Genomic DNA, 20,624 nt, shown 5'->3' with positions numbered 1-20,624 from the left:
TTCGGATCGAATGTAAAAAAAAGATGATATGAATGGGAAGAAAAAAACAAAACGAAACTCATTTAAAAGAAAAAAGCAACCAAACAAAATGTTAAAAAAGCATTCAAAAGGGTTTTGTCTGTTTTATCACCAATCACAATAATAGGTATTATTCTCAGTTCTGGCATGCTGTGTGCTGATATATAATTGATTATGTTGTTTGTGCCGAAATGGTAGAGGATTTCAGCATAATAGATTATTATGATTAATTAGTAACGTTAAATAATAAGAAAAGCTGCATTAATGTTTCGTATATGTGTTATTAAGGTTACAAAACATTTCTTTAATTATTTGTTATTAACAAATATATGACAATAAACTGCCTAATGGCAGAAATTGTTATTAAATGCATGAAACTTTTGATTAATGGAATATTTTCATGGACAGCAGCAGTATGTAAAGAAAAAATAGTATTAGGGTTTGGAAGATCTGGAGATATTTCCTCTTTTATAGACAAAGGAATTGATGATAAAATATACGTTATAAGAGACTTAAATTTAAGAATAAGATGATTCACTTGCAAGAAATGAGAAGACTGGCAGATGTCTTCGTCCTTAATATCTGATTAAATAAAAAAGAGAAAAGCTTTCAGGCTTTTCTCTTAAATTAAAATTCTGATATTTTCAGGAAACAAATTGAATTTACTTCACTTCCGACCCATTTTTTACTTTTTCTGAAGGACTTACAAAAACCAGCTTTCCATCAGCATCCTCGGCCATTAGAATCATACCCTGAGATTCAATTCCTTTTATTTTACGGGGAGCAAGATTTACCAAAATTGATACTTGTCGACCAATGATTTGAGTTGCTTCAAAAAACTCAGCAATACCCGATACCACAGTTCTTTGGTCTAATCCGGTATCAACTAAAAGCTTCATCAGTTTTTTTGTTTTTGGAACTTTCTCTGCTTCCAGAATGGTTCCGGTGCGGATGTCCATTTTTACGAATTCATCATAGCTGATGTCTGGTTTGGCAGGTGACGATTGCTTTCCTGCTGCTTCGTTGGCAGTTTTTGATTCTTTTAGTTTGTTTAGTTGCTGTTCTATCTCGGTGTCTTCAATTTTTTCAAAAAGCAAAGCTGCTTTTCCAATTTGGTGATCAGAAGCCAGAACTTCTTTTTTACCACAAAGACTCCAATCAACTTCACTCATGTTTAACATGTTGCGAAGTTTCTGAGCAGAGAAGGGAAGGAATGGTTCCAGAAGAATGGCAAGATTTGCAGTGATTTGTAGCGAGACATACATAATGGTAGGTACTCTGCCTTCGTCAGATTTAATTAATTTCCAGGGTTCTGTGTCGGCCAGGTATTTGTTGCCCAATCTGGCCAGGTTCATGGCTTCTTTTATGGCTTCTCTGAATTTGAAGTTCCTTAAAGCGTTTTCAGTTTTTTCAACGTATGTTGAAATGGCGTCGAGAGTTTCGTTGTCAAAATCAGTGAATGCGCCGGGTGTTGGAACGGCACCATTGTAGTATTTGTGCGTGAGAACCATACTTCGGTTAACAAAGTTCCCTAAAATGGCAACCAGCTCGTTGTTGTTTCGGGCCTGGAAATCTTTCCAGGTGAAGTCGTTGTCTTTGGTCTCAGGTGCATTGGCTGTCAGTACATATCGCAATACATCCTGTTTGTCTTTGAAATCTTCAAGGTATTCGTGCAACCACACCGCCCAATTGCGTGAGGTTGATATTTTATCACCTTCAAGATTCAAGAATTCATTGGCCGGCACATTGTCGGGCAAAATAAAACTACCTTCAGCTTTCAGCATGGAGGGAAATACAATGCAGTGGAATACAATGTTATCTTTACCAATGAAGTGCAAGAGACGTGTTTCGGGATCTTTCCAGTATTTCTCCCATTCAGGTGTCAGTTCGCGTGTTGCCGAGATGTAACCGATTGGGGCATCAAACCACACATAAAGAACTTTTCCATCTGCCCCTTCAACGGGAACTGGCACTCCCCAGTCGAGATCCCGACTTACTGCACGTGGCTGAAGTCCGAGGTCTATCCATGATTTACACTGGCCATACACGTTGCTTTTCCACTCTTTATGATCCTCAAGAATCCATTGCTTAAGAAAAGGTTCATGTTTATCAAGAGGCAAATACCAGTGTTTGGTATTTTTTCTTACAGGTGGTTTTCCTGATATGGTAGATTTTGGATTGATTAAATCTGTGGCGTTAAGAGATGTTCCACAGCTTTCGCACTGATCGCCGTACGCACCTTCTTTATGGCAATGGGGGCAAGTTCCCATAATGTATCGATCGGCAAGAAACTGGCCGGCTTCTTCATCGTAATATTGTTCGCTCTCTTTTTCAAGGAATTCGCCTTTTTCGTTCAGCGTTTTAAAAAACTGAGAGGCGGTTTCATAATGCACCTCACTGCTTGTTCTTGAGTAAACATCAAACGAAATCCCGAATTCAGAGAAGGATTTTTTTATAATTCCATGGTATTTATCAACCACATCTTGCGGTGTTATACCCTCATTTCTTGCTTTTAAAGTAATTGGAACCCCATGTTCGTCCGAACCACCAATTAAAAGAACATCTTCTCCTTTAAGCCTGAGGTAGCGAACATAGATGTCGGCAGGCACATATACGCCAGCCAAATGACCAATGTGAATTGGTCCGTTTGCATATGGAAGTGCTGTTGTTACTAGAGTGCGTTTAAATTGTGTCATAGAATATTTTGAATCCAAAATAAAACCGGGGTTTCTTTAATGAAACGAGTCCCGAGGTTTCGGGACGAGTTCCATCCGGCCAAATTTTTATAATTAATTACGGATGAAAATTTATTTTTAATAACTTCACAAAGATAATTAAACATTTTCAATAATGATTATTCCTCCCTATATACAAAAAGGCGATACCATTGGGCTGATAAGCCCTGCCGGAAAAATTGCTCATAAAGTTGTCACTCTTGCCGAGAACTTTCTTGAACATGCCGGTTTTCGTTATTTACAAGGTGCTTGTTTGTCAGGTGCATGGAATCAGTTTAGCGGTACAGATGAGCAAAGAGTGGCGGATATCAACGAGATGATTCATAACCCCGAAGTTAAGATGATTTGGTGCTCCCGTGGAGGATATGGTGCCATGCGTTTATTGAATCGAATTGACTGGGCTCATTTAAAGAAGAATCCAAAGTGGTTGGTTGGCTTTAGTGATATCACTGCATTTCATTCTGCTTTGCAAAACATTCATGGAATGGTTTCTATTCATGGTCCCATGTTGAAAAACCTGGAGAAAGGTAATTTCGAATTCTCTGGTGTAAAGACTTTGTGGAATATGGTGCAAGGTGAAATTCCGAATTATGTTATCGATTTTCATAAATTAAACAGAACTGGAGAGGCCTCAGGTGTTTTAATCGGTGGAAATCTCACACTGCTCTCTGCCTTAAAGGGAAGTGTTTATGATTTTCATCCAAAGGGAAAAATTCTGTTTGTCGAAGAGGTCGGAGAGCATTTTTACCATCTGGACAGGATGATGCAGGGACTTAAAATTTCAGGAAAATTGTCTGCCTTATCAGGATTGGTTGTGGGACAAATGACCGATATGACCGATAATACGACACCCTTTGGTTCCACGGCAAATGAGATTGTAATGGATGCAGTGAAAGATTATGATTTTCCGGTTATGTTCGGATTTCCTGCCGGGCATGATGTGCGAAACGAACCTTTGCTCTTGGGAGCAAAGGTGCAACTTTCAGTTTGCGACAATCAATCCAGATTAAAATTTCTAAATTCATTGTAAAACTCAAAACACTAATCTTCAAACCTAACAACCTAAAAATAATGGCTGATCACAATGAATTAGGAAAACTTGGCGAACAGAAAGCCTTTGAATATTTGGTGGATAAAGGCTACCGGATAGTTGCCCGAAATTGGCGTTTTAAACATAAGGAGGTGGATTTGATCGCTTACGATGGAGAAATTCTAGTCGTAATTGAGGTGCGAACCAGAACAAGTTCTAAGTGGGAACACCCCAGAGAGAGTCTTACCCAATCGAAAATCAGATTTTTGGTTCTTGCGGCTGATGAGTTTTTAAACCGCAACAAAATAGATAACCGTATGCGATTTGATGTGGTAACCTGCATGCCTGTTGATGATGATAATTGGGAAATTGAACATATTGAAAATGCTTTTACGGCACAGGTGGAGTAGGAGGATCGTCTTGTTTTCTCTCAAAGAGAATTATATAAACCTGACCTTTTTTTAGGATATGTTTCTTCTTAAATGAGTCAGAGTGAAAAAGTAAATCTATTGCTTCATCAGACATATTATATACGTTTGAGTAAAAAACATATTGGCTTTTTAAGTTGTTGAACCTGTTGAAATTAAATGTGTTAATGGTGTCCAGGTCGATATGATAACTTGATGCAAGATTTGGAAAAAAACTACTGACGTTGTTTTTGTCAATGGACTGATTATCTAAATAACTAATCATTTCTTTTCTTAAAGAGTAATAAGACCAATGTGCAGGGGTAGCATCCCATCCTTGAGCTATTTTCTTGGGGTAAACAACGAAATAGCCACCTGTGAGAGCAATAAAAGAAATTGCTGTTAATAAGTGTGTTTTATTAAAATATTTATGGATAAGATGTAATGTTAAAAAGGGGAGTAATACTATTATTGGCAAAAAATACCTGTGCCCAAAAGGGTTTTTATGTGCTATAGTAATTGGAAACCAAATAATGATTTGAGTCGCAATAAGGACAAGCAATATTAAGGTCGTATTGTCAAATGCTTGCTTGTTTCTTATTATTTTATACAATCCATAGAAGCTAATGAACCAAAGAACTATTCTTCCATAGTCAGCTAATTGCCAATTAAATACAATGATGTTTTTTATCAGATGTGAAAAATCTACCAATTCAGATGATGAACTCCAATTGCTTGAGTTTATATTATGAACAACCCAGCCTTTAGTGAAGTAATGAAGTCCATATGCAATTCCCACTATAAAAACTGGAAAAATAATTGTAGATATTTCACGTATTGATAATTTTTTAAAGGAGTATTGATACAATAGATAAAATATAGTTATGCCTCCAATGGTCATCGTTCCACGCATGCTGACTAGTCCCATAAGAGTTACTGCAAAAACTAATAATGCTCTTTTGTTTGACAATATCGCATTAATTGAAAGTAAGTAAAAAAAAATATGTGGGGTATCGGGGGTTATCATGCTCAATTGCGACAGCAAAGTTGCATCAAGCAATACAAGTAGCATTAATAGATTCTGAAGAACAATATTGTCATGAAAAACCTTTTCGGAAAGACTTTTTAGCTGATAGATTATTCCAATAACAAATGGTACAAAAAGTAGATTTGTTATTACGATGGATTTCCCGAGTAAACTCCATCCAAAAGCCACATAAAGAGGTAATACTGGAAGGTGGCCAGTTGTACTTTCATCAGGTACCCAAAAACTTTTGAAGTTATTATCAAAATACCAATTAGCCGGTATGGATATTTGAGAAATGGTATCCCAAAAGAAAAAATAGTTTCTACTAATTATGAATATTAGCATTCCAATTATTAAAGGTATGCTTTTTTGAACTATATTTTTTTTTAAGATAGAAGTTATTTCAATCATTCCATTTTTAATTCTTCAAAAATACAAATGTAGTTTAGATCTGATTGTTTACGTTATCGCAACATAAAATAGCTTATTAAACATTGAGCCTGATTAAATTTTTAACTGATTACGCATGGATATTAGATATTCAGTTTTTTAAGGTAGTTTTTATCAAACTCTTATAATTATTCCGTTTTGGTTGCTTTAAAGGCACTGGCTGCTTTGTGCAGTCTTTGTGAATAGCTTTGAAGCATTGTGGAAGCATTGTTGATATCATCTGCATTGGCCGCATTTCTTTGCGTAACCTGATTCAGTTCCTGTATCGCCAGATTTATTTGCTGAACTCCACTCACCTGCTCCGATGATGCAGCGGATATTTCTCGAATCAATTCGGCTGTTTTTTCAATTTGAGGGGTAATGGAATCGAGTAATGCCGTAGAAATGTTTGAAGATTCTATTGTGGTGGTTGATGCCTTAGTAATTTCCTGTGCTGCAGCCTGACTTCTTTCTGCCAGTTTTCTTACTTCAGCTGCCACAACTGCGAATCCGCGACCTTCCTGGCCTGCACGTGCCGCTTCTACTGCCGCATTTAAGGCCAGAATATTGGTTTGGAAAGCGATGTCCTTTATGACTGCTATTTTGGTTGTAATATCTTCAAGATTTGCGGCAGATTCTTTGGATTTCTTATTGCTTTCACTCATTTCCGATGCTGCCTTTGATGATAACCCTTCAGTTTCTCTGGCATTTTCTGTGTTTTGTTCTATATTGGCATGCATTTCCTGCATAGCAGAAGATACTTCTTCTGTGGAAGAAGCCTGCTCGTTAGCTCCCTCGGCCAAATCAAGTGCTTTTTGTTGTAACGATTCGCTAGAACTTACAATGAATTCAGAAGTTTCAATGATATCCGAAACCAGATTGTTTAAGTTAGATGTCATATGGTTTAAGGCCTTAGCCAATCTTCCTACTTCATCGTTTCGGTTCTGTTCAAGCTTCACAGTTAAGTCACCATCTGCCACTTTTTCTGCCATCTCTATGCCTTCCGTAATTGGCTTGCTTATTGAATTGGATAGCAGAATTATAAGAATCAATCCTAATAATAAAGAAAGAATTATGGTTGTTAACTGGATGGTTGTTTGTCTACTGGTGATTTGGTTACTTATATCACTAACAACCATAATTTGATCTACTCCGATATCAGTGGTTGCACGCACTTCCCATAGTACATTTTTAGCAGCTTCAAAGGCTTTCAATTCTGCCAGTCTGAGCGTAGAATAACCATCTATGGTTCTGATAGCCAGATTGCATATTTCAATTATGTCATTTCTGAACTCCCCTGAAACCTGGTTTTGATTTATAGTTTCACGCTGCTCAACAAACGAATCTCTCAGATCTCTCAAGTTTAGACCATCTCGGTCAATGATGTTTAGTTGCATTTGGCTGACTAAATGATTTAAACGGGCAAGTATTTGTGCCTGATTAAAACTCCTTAGAGATAGCGAATTGTTGTTTATTGCCATCAATCTTTCCCTGAATTGTAAAGCGATGGTTTCATAATCATTCGCTGCATTTTCATAATCATTTCGCGTTTGACTGTATTCTCTGGCAAATTGATTTAATAAATCAATAAAGACTCCCTGTTGTTCTAGTTCTGCCTTTCGGTCTTCAACAAGAATGGTTAAATCATTAAGAGCGTTCAACATTCTTGTCATAGCGATCTGGTTCTCAAACAAAAAATGCTTGTTTGCAGTAAAATCATATGACCTGGCACTCTCACTTGCTTCATGCCAAAAGCGCATCAATTGGGTTGATGCATTGACCGTAGGTATATGTACCTCTGCCATTTCGTTGGTTTGCCTTGAAATGGAGTAGAGGTTAATGATTAAAAATAAGCCGGTTAATAATGTAATTCCTATGATTAACGAAAATCCGGTTCCTATTTTTTTTCTGATGCTGAGGTCGTTCCAAAGTTTTGCAATTGACATGATGTTTACTTTTTTGTATAAGGATGCTATGATTTGGTTTCTTAAAATTGATTAATAAACTAATCCTTTGATTCAGGTAAAATTAAAGTTTTCTTTTATATTTGCTATCTTCACATGTGCAATTTTTTTGTTGAAAGCCATTGTTGCAAATATTGTAAAAATTTAACAATCTTTACGTGTGATTTCGTGATAAGGTTTTAAAATTACCAATTTTCTAATTACTAATTATGCGACATTTTCTAAGTATTTTGGTTTTAATTTCTTTAATATTGCTGTCTTCATGCAGTAAGAGAAGCGATTTTACCGTAGCATATCTTAATCCGTCTGAGGACAGGGTCCGATTTGTTAATGAAGGACGGTTTATGGGAGAGCGTTTTGCTGAATTAGGCGTTAATTTTATCGTTCGTTCTGCTGAAGACAATGATGCATTGCAATTAAGACAGGGTTATGAATTGCTTGATGAAGGTGTGGATATGTTAATTATTGCATGTGTAAACGGTAATACAATTGCACCTTTGGTAAGAGACGCTCAGCGCAGAGGTGTGCGAGTAATTGCCTATAACAGACTTATTAATAATTCAGATTATGATTTATTCATAACTGGAAATAATCAGCAAATAGCGCAAATCTTTTGTGATGAAGCATTAAGGTTAAAACCTACTGGTAATTATATTGTGCTTGGAGGCGATCGGTTTGATAGAAATGGACTTGAACTGAAGCAGCACATCGATTCAATTTTGGCTCCTCATATCGAATCTGGTAGAATTAATTTAATATATAGTACCTTTGTGGAGAATTGGAGTGGAACACGAGCCAAATTTGAGTTACAACAAATACTGGAGTCACATGGAACGGATATAGATGCAGTCATTGCTTGTAGTGATCCGATGGGTGTGGGCGCTATCGAGCTTTTGTCAGAATATGGTCTTGAAGGTGATGTTGTTGTGACTGGTCAGGATGCTATACTTGAGGCTGTGCGTCAGGTGTATAATGGCAATATGACTGTTACTGTTTATCATCCACATAGGGCTTTGGGATATCGTGTTGCAGATTTGGCTTTTGAAATGCTCAATGGAGAAAGATCATCAAGGTTGGCTAATTGGGAAACATTTAATGGCTTTGTTGAAATCCCAACCTACAGGATGAATTCTGTTGCCATTACAAGGCAGAGTATTGAAGAGGAATTGATAAACGTTGGGCAATACACCTGGAATCAAATACGAAATTAGTCTTTCTAATTTAATTATAAGTATATAAACTCGGTATCCTAAGTATTCAACAAAAAAGTTAAAGGTGTTAGGATGGTTTTTAATCGTGAGTTGTAGGTTTAATTTAAGATTCGTCGCTTTGCTTAGTTACCCGGGTGTCGATTGAGTTAAATTCTTAAATGGTTTATTCCTTTGTTTTGTTGTTCCAGAAGTTTCGGGAGAACTTGTCCCGAAGCCTTGGGATTCTTTTTATGTAAATATAATTTTGTAAAAAATTTATCATTGTTATTCTTGCAAAATGTTAGTTAATCATATTGTTGTTTGCTTTTAAACTAAAAGACAAACTTGTGTAAAATAATCAAAAAAATAAAATGTCAAAAAGCACCGGTTTTTATTCGCAGCCCAAACATCTTGTAGCTGTAGATTGTGTAGTATTTGGTTACGAAGACGATGAGTTAAAACTATTACTATATAACAGAGATCTCGAGCCTGCCAAAGGCAGTACATCACTTGTGGGAGGTTTTGTTCAGGAAGATGAATCGATAGAAGATGCCGCAAGAAGGGTCTTGTTGGAGATAACAGGTTTAGAAAACATATTTCTTGAGCAGGTTTCAGCTTTTTCAGAGGTGTCCAGAGATCTGGCCGAAAGAGTAATAAGCATCGCTTTTGCGGCGCTCATCAGAGTAGATGAATACAATCATGAACTGGTAAAGAAAATGGGAGCATATTGGGTTCCTGTAAAAGAGGTTCCTCAATTAATTTTTGATCATAACCAAATGGTTGATAACGCACTGGAGTTTCTTCAGAAAAAGTCTTCATATGATCTTACAGGTAAGGAGTTATTGCCGGATAAGTTTACATTGACTGAATTAAGACTTCTTTATGAAGCGATTTTTCAGCGTCCTTTTGATCCTGGTAATTTTAGAAAAAAAATATTGTCATTGAATCTCCTTGAGAGGTTAAATGAAAAAGATCGACAAAGCTCAAAGAAAGGAGCTTTTTACTATCAGTTTAAGAAGAATGAAGAGATTACCATTGGTGATAGAATATTTAAAATTCACTAGAATTTTATTTTGTATCTGAACTTTTTTACCAGACTAATATCTAGTCTGGTTTTTTTGTTAAATCAAGAGGTGTGTGTCGCATCAATCAATCAAAGTTGATTCCAAAGTTATATGCATTGAAAACGTTACCTAAATGTTCTTAAGATGCTCGATATTTTCGCAGATTGTCATTCATATTATGCTGTATCAGACCATAAAAGTTATTTGTAAAACAAAAAGAATAGCGTTCTCAAAAAACATTAAACAAACAGATAGAAAATCTTCGTAAATTATTAGTTTTGTTGCTTAAATGTGAATGATTTAAAATTAATTGATATTCATATGATGGATAAAACCAAAATTCTATTTGTGTGTCTGGGAAACATTTGTCGATCGCCAAGTGCTGAAGCTGTGATGAAAAATTTGGTGGAAAAGCAAGGTGTTGCCGAAAAGTATGAAATTGATTCAGCCGGAATTATTAGTTTTCATCATGGAAAACCTGCTGATGCACGAATGAGAAAGCATGCCGAGCGAAGAGGGTACAGTCTCACCAGTATCAGCAGACCTATAAATCCTTCAAAGGATTTTAGTTATTTTGATTTGATTGTAGGAATGGACAACCAAAATATTCGAGATTTAAAAAATCTGGCGCCAGATAAGGATTTGACACAGAAAATTGTGAAAATGACAGATTTTTGCTCAGGGGGTAAACATACGGAGGTTCCCGATCCTTATTATGGTGGATCAGAAGGTTTTGAATTGGTTCTTGATATTTTGGAAGATGCCTGTAGTGGACTGCTCCAGCATATTTCAGCCATGCGATGAGGATTATTGATATTTTTCCTCCCTCTCATTGTCAGGAGTTAATATTAATATGAAGAGTCCGCTATTGGCGGACTTTTTGTTTTTTATTCTAAATTACAAATAAAAGGAATCAAATGTTATGATAAACTCTTGTTGGAAAAATATTTCAATTTGCAATTTGTTTTTTTAAAATATAGTCATAAATTAGCAAAAAATTTTCGAAAGTGTAATCGAAACACTTAGAATTGCGCCAAAAAACACTAGAAATGAGTAATCAGGTAATTACTACAAAACCAAAAGCCCGAATTAATGATTATGTATCAGTAGACTGTGTAATATTCGGATTTGATTTCACACAACTGAACGTTTTATTGGTAGATAGGGTTCTAAAGGATGAAATAACGGACAAGGAGAAGTTTAATGATTTGACATTAACAGGAAACCACATTTATGAAGATGAAGATCTTGAGGCTGCAGCTGCCCGTATTTTATTTGATCTTACCGGATTAAAGGATATCTACCTTGAACAGTTTCAAACTTTTGGTTCTCCCCAAAGGATCACTCGAGAGAATGATAAAGCCTGGCTTGCCGCCAATGGACGTGATCCAGATCAGCGAATTATCACTGTAGGATATTATTCATTATTGGCCACCGATAAAGTAACACTCGAATGGAAGGGTAGGAATGTAAGTTGGTTCCCGGTATCGGAGGTCAAAGAACTTGCGTTTGACCATATGGAAATTCTGAATGAAGCTTTAACAGCACTAAGAAAGAAACTGCTTCAGGAACCCATCGGATTTGAATTGCTTCCTCCTAAATTCACGCTTTCTCAACTACAGCGATTGTACGAAGTTGTTCTCGGAGTATCTCTGGATAAAAGAAATTTCAGAAAGAAGGTCTCCAGAATGAAGTACCTTGTGGCACTTGACGAAAAACAAAAAGGTGTAGCACATAAGCCTGCTCGTTTGTATGTTTTCGATCGGGAGATATACGAAAATACTCGTAAAGAGCTTTTTGATTTTGCAATTTAGTATGAGTCAAATTTATTACTAAGTGTTGAGTTAAGCATTTTAATAATACAATATTATTTCCTCGCTATAACAATAATTTGGGAACAGATTTCATCCAAGTTTTAGCTTGAGAAAATTTGACTCATCATCCATAATGTATACATAACGAATTATGGATTTGATAATCCGGAGATTCTTAAAAAGAAAATATGGCAATCAGGCCATTTGAATTAACTAAATAATTTCTGATGAGTAGTTTCGAAAAGATTTCAATAAGGGAAAAAATCGGATACGCATTTGGAGATGGAGCGGCAAATATTGCCTGGAGGGGAGTTTCCACATTTCTATTTATATTTTATACCGACGTGTTTGGCCTCAATCCCGCCGCTGTTGGATTATTGTTACTGATAGCCCGCTCAAGTGATGGCATCAGTGATATTATGATGGGCGTTGTAGGTGATCGAACCAAATCAAAGTACGGCAAATTCCGGCCATGGATACTCTGGACTGCAATTCCACTTGGTGTCATACTTTCTATGTTATTTACAGCACCCAATTTGAGTCCTGTCGGGAAATTAATTTACGCCTACACCACTTATATCATATTCACCCTGGTTTATACAGCCAACAATATACCATACGGTGCGCTGATGGCTGTTATGTCAGGCGACGATAAAGAGCGTACCAGTTTAGGTTCTTATCGAATGGTTGGAGCTTTTACCGGTGGGATGCTGGTACAGGGAGCTTTATTGTTTTTGGTAGCTCATTTTGGAAATATAAATCCGGAAGTACAAGTAACGCAAATAAACTCTGACAAATACGAGGTCGCTGTATCCACGAACATGGACGTGGAAAATGTAAACATTAAAACAAGAAATGGTTTTGGCCTGTTTGTCTGGGCTGAACCTTTCATTCATGATTCCATTGATGTTCCAACGCAAGGCAAAAGTTTCTCAATGAAAGCTCATGAGACTTACCGTTTTATTGTAACCGGCGAGGAAAATCTGGATGAAGGAGAATTTGTAATCATTGATCAAAGCAGTGGGTACAGTAAGGCCATATATTTGATGTCCGTTTTTCTTTCGTTGTCGCTTTTAATTACATTTTATACTACAAGGGAGCGGGTTTCCCCTCCTAAAGCACAAAAAACTGACTTAAAGAGAGATTTAAAAGATCTGTTCAGAAACAGGCCCTGGATTATTTTGCTACTGATTGGTTTATTGTTTCAAATATATAATTCTATAAAGCAGGGCATCATTGTTATATATTTTACCCATTATCTGCACAATCAGTTAATGGCTGGAACATACATGGTGGCTCTCATGATTGCGTCCATAGGAGGTGCCATGGCTACCGCTGCTTTGGCCAGGAAATGGGGGAAACGAAACTTGTTTATTGTTGCCTTGATATTTTCAGGCGCTGTAAATGCATTGTTTGTTTTTTGCGGACCTGGTGATATGATGGCAATATTTACAATAGGAGTAATATCAGAATTTGCTGCGGCCATTTTCCCAACCCTCTTTTTTGCTATGTTGGGAGATGCTGCTGACTATTCAGAGTATATTAATCGCCGGAGGGCAACAGGATTGATTTATTCTGCCGGGTCATTTTCAACGAAATTTGGGGGTGGTGTAGCCGGAGCCATCATTGGATTTGTACTTGCAGCCTTTAATTATGATGGGCAAAGTACTGCAGCCATACAAGGTGCAGTACCCGGAATTATTATGTTGATGAGCTGGATTCCTTCATTGATCGCACTAATAGGAGCTGTTTTAATGTATTTATATCCATTAAATCAAGCTAAGATGAATGAAATTACTCTTGAGTTGGCACAAAGAAGAGTTCTGGAGACTAAAGAGCAATGAGATTGAGGATATTTAAAGATAATTAGAAAGTTAATAATAAAGATGAAGTACGGATATTTTGATGACGAAAACAGGGAGTATGTAATTACAGACCCGGTAACTCCATGGCCATGGATAAACTATCTTGGCAATGAGGATTTCTTTTCTTTAATTTCCAACAGTGCAGGGGGGTATGCTTTTTATAAAGATGCAAAATTTAGGAGATTAACCAGATATAGGTACAATAATGTACCGATGGATAACGGTGGCAGATATTTCTATATTAAGGATAATGACACAGTTTGGTCTCCCGGATGGAAGCCTGTGAAAACGCCATTGGATAAATACGAATGCCGGCATGGATTGAGTTATACAAGGATAAAAGGAGAGAAGAATGGTCTGGAAGCTGAAGTTCTGTTTTTTGTTCCATTAAAATCATGGTGCGAAGTTCAAAAAGTAAAGCTCACTAATAATAGTCCAGATGTTAAGAGCTTTAAGCTTTTCTCATTTATGGAATGGTGCTTGTGGAATGCGGAAGATGATCAGAATAACCTTCAGAGGAATTTAAGTACCGGTGAAGTTGAAATTGTTGGATCAACAATTTACCATAAAACAGAATACAAAGAGAGACGAAATCACTATGCTTTCTATCATGTTAATTCAGAAATTCAGGGGTTTGATACCGACAGGGAGAGTTTTGTGGGGCTGTATAATGAGTACAGTGGTCCTCTGGCGGTGCTTGAAGGAAAACCACGAAATTCCCATGCACACGGGTGGTCACCCGTGGCTTCTCATTATCTTGAAATTGATCTGAAACCGGGAGAATCAAAAGAGTTGGTGTTTATTCTTGGCTATGTTGAGAATTCCGATGATGAAAAGTGGGAATCTAAAAATGTAATCAATAAAGCCAAAGCAAATGATGCAATTAAACGGTTCAATACTCCGGAAAAAGTAGATGCCGCCTGGAATGATTTGCAAAAATACTGGGACGATTTACTAAGTGTTTATGTACTTAACAGTGGTGATGAAAAACTGGACAGAATGGTGAATATCTGGAACCAGTATCAATGTATGGTGACTTTTAACATGTCCCGTTCAGCTTCGTTTTTTGAAGTTGGAATTGGAAGAGGAATGGGGTTTCGTGATTCAAACCAGGATCTAATCGGATTTGTTCATCAGATTCCGGAACGAGCAAAGGAGCGAATCATAGATATAGCCTCTACCCAATTTGAAGATGGTGGCGCATATCACCAATATCAACCTCTTACCAAAAGAGGGAATGACGCTATTGGTGGGAATTTTAATGATGACCCGTTGTGGTTGATTTTATCAACCACAGAATATATTAAAGAAACCGGTGATTATGGAATCCTGGATGAGATGGTGCCATTTGACAATGATGAATCAAGAGCTAAACCGCATTTTGATCATCTTAAGGTATCATTTTATCATGTAGTGAATAATTTAGGGCCACATGGTTTGCCGTTAATCGGTCGGGCTGATTGGAACGATTGTCTTAACCTCAATTGTTTTTCAACCAATCCGAATGAATCTTTTCAAACCACAGAGAATAAAAGCGGTGGAACTGCCGAATCGATTATGATAGCCGGACTTTTTGTGGTTTATGGTCGTGAGTTTGTAAAACTATGTCGTCAAATTGGTAAAAATGACGAGGCTGATGCAGCCGAGCCTCATGTGCATAGAATGGTGGAAACCATTAAACAACATGGATGGGATGGTGATTGGTATTTAAGAGCATACGATTTTTATGGCAAAAAGGTAGGGAGCAAAGAAAATCAGGAGGGACAAATTTTTATTGAATCCCAGGGATGGTGTTCAATGGCTGAAATTGGTAAAGAGGAAGGGATGGTTCATAAAGCGCTAGATGCTGTAAAAGAACGCCTGGATTGCGAATATGGTATTGTCTTAAACAATCCGGCCTTTACCAGTTATGTGCTCGAATATGGAGAAATTTCTACTTATCCTGCAGGTTATAAGGAAAATGCAGGCATTTTTTGTCATAACAATCCCTGGATCATGATAGGCGAAACAGTAATTGGACGTGGCGATCAGGCCTGGGATTATTACAGGAAGATTTGTCCGGCATACCTTGAGGACATCAGTGATTTGCACAAAACCGAGCCTTACGTTTACTCACAAATGATTGCGGGTAAAGATGCACACAAGCCGGGAGAGGCAAAAAACTCATGGCTTACCGGTACCGCAGCCTGGAACTATTATGCCATAACCCGTTATATTTTAGGTGTTCGACCCGATTACGACGGAATTATTATTGATCCCTGCATACCTGCAAGCTGGAAGGGATATGAAGTTAGTCGAAAATTGCGTGGCACAATTTATAATATAAAAGTTGAAAACCCCGATGGCGTATGTAAAGGAGTAAAGGAGATCAGGGTTAATGGGAAAAATTGCAATGATGCAATTGTTCCGTATTCTCCTGGTGAGGTTTTAGATGTGGAAGTAATAATGGGGTAATTGATATGGATGTCTGTTAGAACCTCGTGTAACATGGAAGAAATCACAAGAGGTGTTGCGATTCTTTGAGAAAACTAAACCCTTAAATAGCAATCTTATGAAAGATTTATCCAAACTCTTAATCCTTTTTATTGCCGCATTAAAAATACTTTCCTGTTCACAACAGGAAAATAATGAAAAGGAGATGCCTGTTCTATACAATCAGGTTGGGTATATTACCAATGCTCCAAAGTTATTGTTGGTAGCAGAGGATGTGAACAATGTTATAATAATTGATGCTCAGGGAAATGAGGTTTTTTCTGCAATTCCGGAAGAACCATTGTTCTGGGAGCAATCTGGTGACGCGGTGCGTAAAGTTGACTTTTCTCAATTAAATGTTCCCGGTACCTATTTAGTGGTATTGCCTGAGACCGATGAGAACTTTGAAATACAGGTGAAAGATCAGCCATTCAGAGAAATCACCAAAGCGGCTTTAGAGGCTTTCTACTATAATCGCTCAGGTATGGCAATTGAAGCTCAATATGGTGGTAGATGGGCTCGTCCTGCCGGTCATCCCGATACCGTTATTTATGTTCATTCTTCGGCAGCTGATGAAAACAGGCCGGAAGGAACAATAATATCCTCACCACTTGGGTGGTATGATGCCGGAGATTATAACAAATACATTGTTAATAGCGGAATCACAACATACACTTTGCTTTCAGCACTGACTCACTTCACGGATTACTATAAAAAACTAGATGTAAATATTCCTGAAAGTGGTAGTGGTGTTCCTGACTTATTGTCGGAAACTCTTTATAATCTCAAATGGATGTTAACCATGCAGGATCCCCATGATGGTGGCGTTTACCATAAGTTAACGACTAAAAATTTCGAAGGGATGGTGATGCCGCATGAAGCCACAAACGATCGGTTTGTTGTATCAAAAGGTACGGCAGCGACATTAAACTATGCAGCTGTTGCTGCAAAAGCTTATAGGGTCTTGAAGGATTATGAGTCACATTTTCCCGGTTTGGCCGAGAAATGTTTGCAAAAGGCTGAAAAAGCATGGGGGTGGGCCATGAGTAATCCCAATTTGCCTTATGTACAGCCAGAAGATATCTTCACTGGTGGGTATGGCGACCGTAATTTTAGTGATGAGTTTTTCTGGACAGCATCAGAACTGTTCTTATCAACAGGAAAGGATGAGTATCTTGATGTGATTATAGAAAAATACAGCAAGCCCGTCGTGCCATCATGGAGCCAGGTTTATGCTTTAGGTTTTATTTCTTTATTAAACAACTACGATGAATTGCCTGAGATTGTCAGGAACCTTGGATTAAGGAATGATTTTATCGCTCTAATTGATGAACTTGTTGAAGCATCAAAAACGGCTCCTTATGGCGTAAGTATTCAGAATTTTGTATGGGGTAGCAATTCCCAGGTTGCCAATGAAGGGATGTTAAAGATCAAAGGATATCAATTAACCGGTAACAGGGATTATCTGTATTCAGCTTTGTCTGATCTTGACTATATTCTTGGACGCAACGCTACCGGATATTGCTTTGTTACTGGATTTGGTTATAAGAAAGTCATGAACATTCATCACCGACCCTCTGAGGCCGATGATAATGAAGCACCTGTTCCTGGTTTCTTGGCCGGTGGTCCGAATGTTTCTGTTCTTACCGATTGTGGCCCGGAAGTGGAACGTAGTCCTTATCCCGCAAAATCATATGTGGATTTGGAATGTAGCTATTCTACCAATGAAGTAGCGATAAATTGGAATGCCCCCCTTGTTTATCTTTCAGGTGCCATTGACGCATTGTTAACACAAAAATGATTCATGTTCGCGCGCATGAAAATATGCTTTGTAACAGTAATTGAAATAGTTTAGAAAATTTTTATTTAATTCTGTTAGTCCACAAAGGTTTGTATCTTAATTTACAAGCCTTTGTGGATTTTTTACTTTTAATATTTGCTTATTGTTTTGTCTATCACTATTCGGTTTGTTTTAGATGTATAACTTGTCTATACAAATACTTAAATATTCTCTGATTTTTATATCTTAGCTGAATATTATCATTTATGTTTCTGCTTTTAAATCCTTATAGTTTTGCAGATTTATGAGAAAATCCAATTAATAACACTTAAAATCCTATATTATGATCAAAAGAATTGTGTTGTCATGTTTTACATTTTTGTTGGTTTCAAGTATGCTTTCGGGAGAATCGGTACGCCAGCAAATTACACTTGAAAGAAATTGGAAATTTACTCGTGGAGATTTCCCGGAGGCCATAAATCCTGAGTTTTCTGATACCAAATGGGAAACAGTATCTATTCCACATGATTGGGCAATATATGGCCCTTTTAATGAAGAGCATGATTTACAAATTGTAGCTGTTGAACAGAATTATGAGACTATTCCAACAAGGAAAACGGGGAGAACAGGAGGACTTCCTTATATGGGTGTTGGATGGTATAGGACCACTTTTGATGTTGATGGCTTTGTAAAAGGTGAACAACGGGTAAATATTTTATTTGATGGAGCCATGAGCGAAGCTCAGGTGTTTATAAATGGAGCGGAGGTTGGTTTTTGGCCATATGGATATAACTCTTTTCACTTTGATATAACAGAATATCTGAATGATGATGGAAAAAACAATGTGATGGCTGTTCGATTGGAGAATCAGGAGTTCTCCAGTCGCTGGTATCCTGGTGCAGGTTTGTACAGAAATGTTCATCTAATCGTGACAAATGAAGTGCATGTACCTGTTTGGGGTACATTTATCACAACTCCACATGTTACCAAGGAGTTTGCATCCGTAAAACTTGTCACGGAGTTGAATAATGCAGAGAATGGTCAAAATGTTCGTGTAAACACGAAAATTTATGACCGTTGGGGTAAAATGGTTGCCAGCCAGGAAACAAATCAGAAGTTTTTTGAGGACAGACCCTATGAGCAGCATTTTCTCATTAATGAACCAGAATTGTGGACACCTGAATCTCCCGGATTGTACGAAGCCGTTAGCAGGATTTATTATAGAGACGAATTGGTTGATGTTTATACTACACGATTCGGGGTACGAGATATAAAATTTGTTCCAGAGAAAGGTTTTTTTCTGAATGGTCAGCGAAGAAAATTTCAGGGGGTAAATAATCACCATGATTTAGGCCCACTTGGTGCTGCCGTAAATACAGCTGCACTAAGAAGGCAACTTGTACTTTTAAAGGACATGGGAGTAGATGCTATACGCACTGCACATAACATGCCTACTCCCGAATTGGTTGAATTATGCGACGAAATGGGCTTCATGGTTATCGTTGAGTCTTTTGATGAGTGGGATAGAGCAAAAGTAAAAAACGGCTATCATCGGTTTTTTGATGAGTGGGCAGAGAAAGATCTTGTAAACATGATCAGGAACTTTAGAAACAATCCGAGTGTGATCATGTGGAGTATTGGCAATGAAGTTCCAACTCAATGCAGCCCTGATGGATTTAGGGTCGCAAAATTCCTTCAGGATATTTGTCATAGAGAAGACCCAACTCGGCCTGTAAATTGTGGAATGGACCGTGTCTCTTGTGTTTTAGATAATGGTTTTGCTGCTTTGATTGACATCCCCGGATTGAACTACCGAACTCATCGTTATGTAGAAACTTATGAGAGGCTGCCTCAGAGATTCGTGCTTGGTTCAGAGACCGGTTCTACAGTAAGTTCCAGGGGAGTCTACAAATTTCCACCAGAAATTAAGATAAATGCTATTTATGATGACCATCAGTCGTCCTCATACGACTTAGAATATTGTTCATGGTCAAACTTGCCCGATGAAGATTTTGCTCTTGCCGATGATTATGAATGGACTATGGGACAATTCGTTTGGACCGGCTTTGATTATTTAGGTGAACCTACTCCATACGATACCGATGCCTGGCCAAGCAGAAGTTCGTTATTCGGAATTATCGATTTGGCTTTTATTCCCAAAGACAGGTTTTTTCTGTATCGCAGTGTATGGAATAGGGAAGATGCAACGCTTCATATTCTACCACACTGGAACTGGGAGGGACGAGAAGGTGAGATTACACCGGTCTTTGTTTACACAAACTATCCATCAGCAGAACTTTTTTTAAACGGAAAGAGTCAGGGATTCCGCACCAAAAATGATTCTACACTTCAACATCGCTATCGGTTGATGTGGATGGATGTTAAATATGAGCCCGGAGAGCTAAAGGTTGTTGCTTATGATGAGGCTGGACGTGCTGTGGCAGAAGAAAGAATGGTAACAGCCGGCAGAGCTCATAGAATTGAGTTAATACCTGATAGGATCATCATTGACGCCGATGGTAAGGACTTATCGTATATAAATGTAAGGGTTGTTGATCGTGATGGGAATCTTGTGCCGACTGATTCCCGGCTAATAAGATTTGATGCCTCAGGTGCTGGCAAATACAGAGCTTCAGCCAATGGAGATCCATCAAGTCTTGAGCTTTTCCATAAACCACAGATGTCATTGTTTAATGGTCAATTGACTGCCATAGTGCAATCAGGGGATCAACCAGGTACCATTGTATTTGAAGCTAAAGCACCGGGTGTAAGAAATGCAAGGATTGAAATTCAGGTGAAATAATGCTTTAGTATCGTTTTTTATTTAGA

At 37.7% G+C, this 20,624-nt stretch carries 14 protein-coding genes; 11 read left to right on the top strand and 3 right to left on the bottom strand.

Annotated features, from left to right (window positions below; translation table 11 throughout):
- Window positions 1-365 precede the first annotated feature (365 nt).
- Complete coding sequence (locus EV194_RS07620; RefSeq protein ID WP_132433443.1) at window positions 366-551, top strand: hypothetical protein; 186 nt, start codon at window positions 366-368, stop codon at window positions 549-551.
- Window positions 552-680: 129 nt separating this feature from the next.
- Here EV194_RS07620 and metG read toward each other — a convergent pair whose 3' ends face one another.
- Window positions 681-2,714, bottom strand: coding sequence for a methionine--tRNA ligase (gene metG, locus EV194_RS07615; RefSeq protein WP_132433442.1), 2,034 nt, complete (start codon window positions 2,712-2,714; stop codon window positions 681-683).
- Window positions 2,715-2,868: 154 nt separating this feature from the next.
- On the opposite strand from metG, the gene EV194_RS07610 reads away from it, so the two are divergent.
- Entirely contained in the window at window positions 2,869-3,783 is a 915-nt protein-coding gene (locus EV194_RS07610; RefSeq protein WP_132433441.1) for a S66 peptidase family protein, read from the top strand.
- Between the two features lie 41 nt (window positions 3,784-3,824).
- Window positions 3,825-4,193 (top strand): YraN family protein, encoded by a 369-nt coding sequence (locus tag EV194_RS07605; RefSeq protein WP_132433440.1) that lies wholly within the window; start codon window positions 3,825-3,827, stop codon window positions 4,191-4,193.
- Here EV194_RS07605 and EV194_RS07600 read toward each other — a convergent pair.
- Window positions 4,174-5,628, bottom strand: coding sequence for a hypothetical protein (locus EV194_RS07600; RefSeq protein ID WP_132433439.1), 1,455 nt, complete (start codon window positions 5,626-5,628; stop codon window positions 4,174-4,176). The two genes, EV194_RS07605 and EV194_RS07600, sit on opposite strands and share 20 nt — an antisense overlap.
- A 167-nt stretch (window positions 5,629-5,795) precedes the next feature.
- Window positions 5,796-7,592, bottom strand: coding sequence for a methyl-accepting chemotaxis protein (locus tag EV194_RS07595; protein ID WP_132433438.1), 1,797 nt, complete (start codon window positions 7,590-7,592; stop codon window positions 5,796-5,798).
- 227 nt (window positions 7,593-7,819) lie between these two features.
- Here EV194_RS07595 and EV194_RS07590 point away from each other — a divergent pair, with 227 nt between their 5' ends.
- From EV194_RS07590 to galB, 8 genes are all read left to right on the top strand, one after another.
- Window positions 7,820-8,821 (top strand): sugar ABC transporter substrate-binding protein, encoded by a 1,002-nt coding sequence (locus tag EV194_RS07590; protein WP_132433437.1) that lies wholly within the window; start codon window positions 7,820-7,822, stop codon window positions 8,819-8,821.
- Window positions 8,822-9,171: 350 nt separating this feature from the next.
- Window positions 9,172-9,864 carry an NUDIX hydrolase gene (locus EV194_RS07585; RefSeq protein WP_132433436.1) on the top strand — a complete coding sequence of 231 codons (693 nt, stop codon included), beginning with the start codon at window positions 9,172-9,174 and terminating at the stop codon, window positions 9,862-9,864.
- A gap of 321 nt (window positions 9,865-10,185) precedes the next feature.
- Window positions 10,186-10,668, top strand: a complete 483-nt coding sequence (locus EV194_RS07580) for a low molecular weight protein-tyrosine-phosphatase (RefSeq protein WP_243699359.1) — start codon at window positions 10,186-10,188, stop codon at window positions 10,666-10,668.
- A gap of 245 nt (window positions 10,669-10,913) precedes the next feature.
- Window positions 10,914-11,678, top strand: a complete 765-nt coding sequence (locus EV194_RS07575; RefSeq protein WP_132433435.1) for an NUDIX hydrolase — start codon at window positions 10,914-10,916, stop codon at window positions 11,676-11,678.
- A 227-nt stretch (window positions 11,679-11,905) separates the two neighbouring features.
- Window positions 11,906-13,522: an MFS transporter gene (locus tag EV194_RS07570; protein ID WP_243699358.1), complete on the top strand. Its 1,617-nt coding sequence runs from the start codon at window positions 11,906-11,908 to the stop codon at window positions 13,520-13,522.
- A gap of 42 nt (window positions 13,523-13,564) precedes the next feature.
- On the top strand, window positions 13,565-15,997 hold the full coding sequence (locus EV194_RS07565; RefSeq protein WP_132433433.1) for a GH36-type glycosyl hydrolase domain-containing protein: 2,433 nt from the start codon (window positions 13,565-13,567) through the stop codon (window positions 15,995-15,997).
- Between the two features lie 97 nt (window positions 15,998-16,094).
- On the top strand, window positions 16,095-17,816 hold the full coding sequence (locus EV194_RS07560) for a glycoside hydrolase family 9 protein (RefSeq protein WP_132433432.1): 1,722 nt from the start codon (window positions 16,095-16,097) through the stop codon (window positions 17,814-17,816).
- A gap of 322 nt (window positions 17,817-18,138) precedes the next feature.
- Window positions 18,139-20,598 carry a beta-galactosidase GalB gene (gene galB / locus EV194_RS07555; RefSeq protein ID WP_132433431.1) on the top strand — a complete coding sequence of 820 codons (2,460 nt, stop codon included), beginning with the start codon at window positions 18,139-18,141 and terminating at the stop codon, window positions 20,596-20,598.
- Window positions 20,599-20,624 lie beyond the last annotated feature (26 nt).

The sequence above is a fragment of the Natronoflexus pectinivorans genome (assembly GCF_004345615.1).
GTDB lineage: Bacteria > Bacteroidota > Bacteroidia > Bacteroidales > Marinilabiliaceae > Natronoflexus > Natronoflexus pectinivorans.
The sequence above is the reverse complement of the archived record's forward strand: the minus strand, read 5'-3'. Positions and strand labels throughout refer to the sequence as shown.

Coding starts and splice junctions, on each gene's coding strand:
- EV194_RS07570 (WP_243699358.1), top strand. CDS start 11,906: ATGAGTAGTTTCGAAAAGATTTCAATAAGGGAAAAAATCGGATACGCA.
- EV194_RS07605 (WP_132433440.1), top strand. CDS start 3,825: ATGGCTGATCACAATGAATTAGGAAAACTTGGCGAACAGAAAGCCTTT.
- EV194_RS07560 (WP_132433432.1), top strand. CDS start 16,095: ATGAAAGATTTATCCAAACTCTTAATCCTTTTTATTGCCGCATTAAAA.
- galB (WP_132433431.1), top strand. CDS start 18,139: ATGATCAAAAGAATTGTGTTGTCATGTTTTACATTTTTGTTGGTTTCA.
- EV194_RS07610 (WP_132433441.1), top strand. CDS start 2,869: ATGATTATTCCTCCCTATATACAAAAAGGCGATACCATTGGGCTGATA.
- EV194_RS07580 (WP_243699359.1), top strand. CDS start 10,186: ATGATGGATAAAACCAAAATTCTATTTGTGTGTCTGGGAAACATTTGT.
- EV194_RS07595 (WP_132433438.1), bottom strand. CDS start 7,592: ATGTCAATTGCAAAACTTTGGAACGACCTCAGCATCAGAAAAAAAATA.
- EV194_RS07575 (WP_132433435.1), top strand. CDS start 10,914: ATGAGTAATCAGGTAATTACTACAAAACCAAAAGCCCGAATTAATGAT.
- metG (WP_132433442.1), bottom strand. CDS start 2,714: ATGACACAATTTAAACGCACTCTAGTAACAACAGCACTTCCATATGCA.
- EV194_RS07565 (WP_132433433.1), top strand. CDS start 13,565: ATGAAGTACGGATATTTTGATGACGAAAACAGGGAGTATGTAATTACA.
- EV194_RS07600 (WP_132433439.1), bottom strand. CDS start 5,628: ATGATTGAAATAACTTCTATCTTAAAAAAAAATATAGTTCAAAAAAGC.
- EV194_RS07590 (WP_132433437.1), top strand. CDS start 7,820: ATGCGACATTTTCTAAGTATTTTGGTTTTAATTTCTTTAATATTGCTG.
- EV194_RS07585 (WP_132433436.1), top strand. CDS start 9,172: ATGTCAAAAAGCACCGGTTTTTATTCGCAGCCCAAACATCTTGTAGCT.
- EV194_RS07620 (WP_132433443.1), top strand. CDS start 366: ATGGCAGAAATTGTTATTAAATGCATGAAACTTTTGATTAATGGAATA.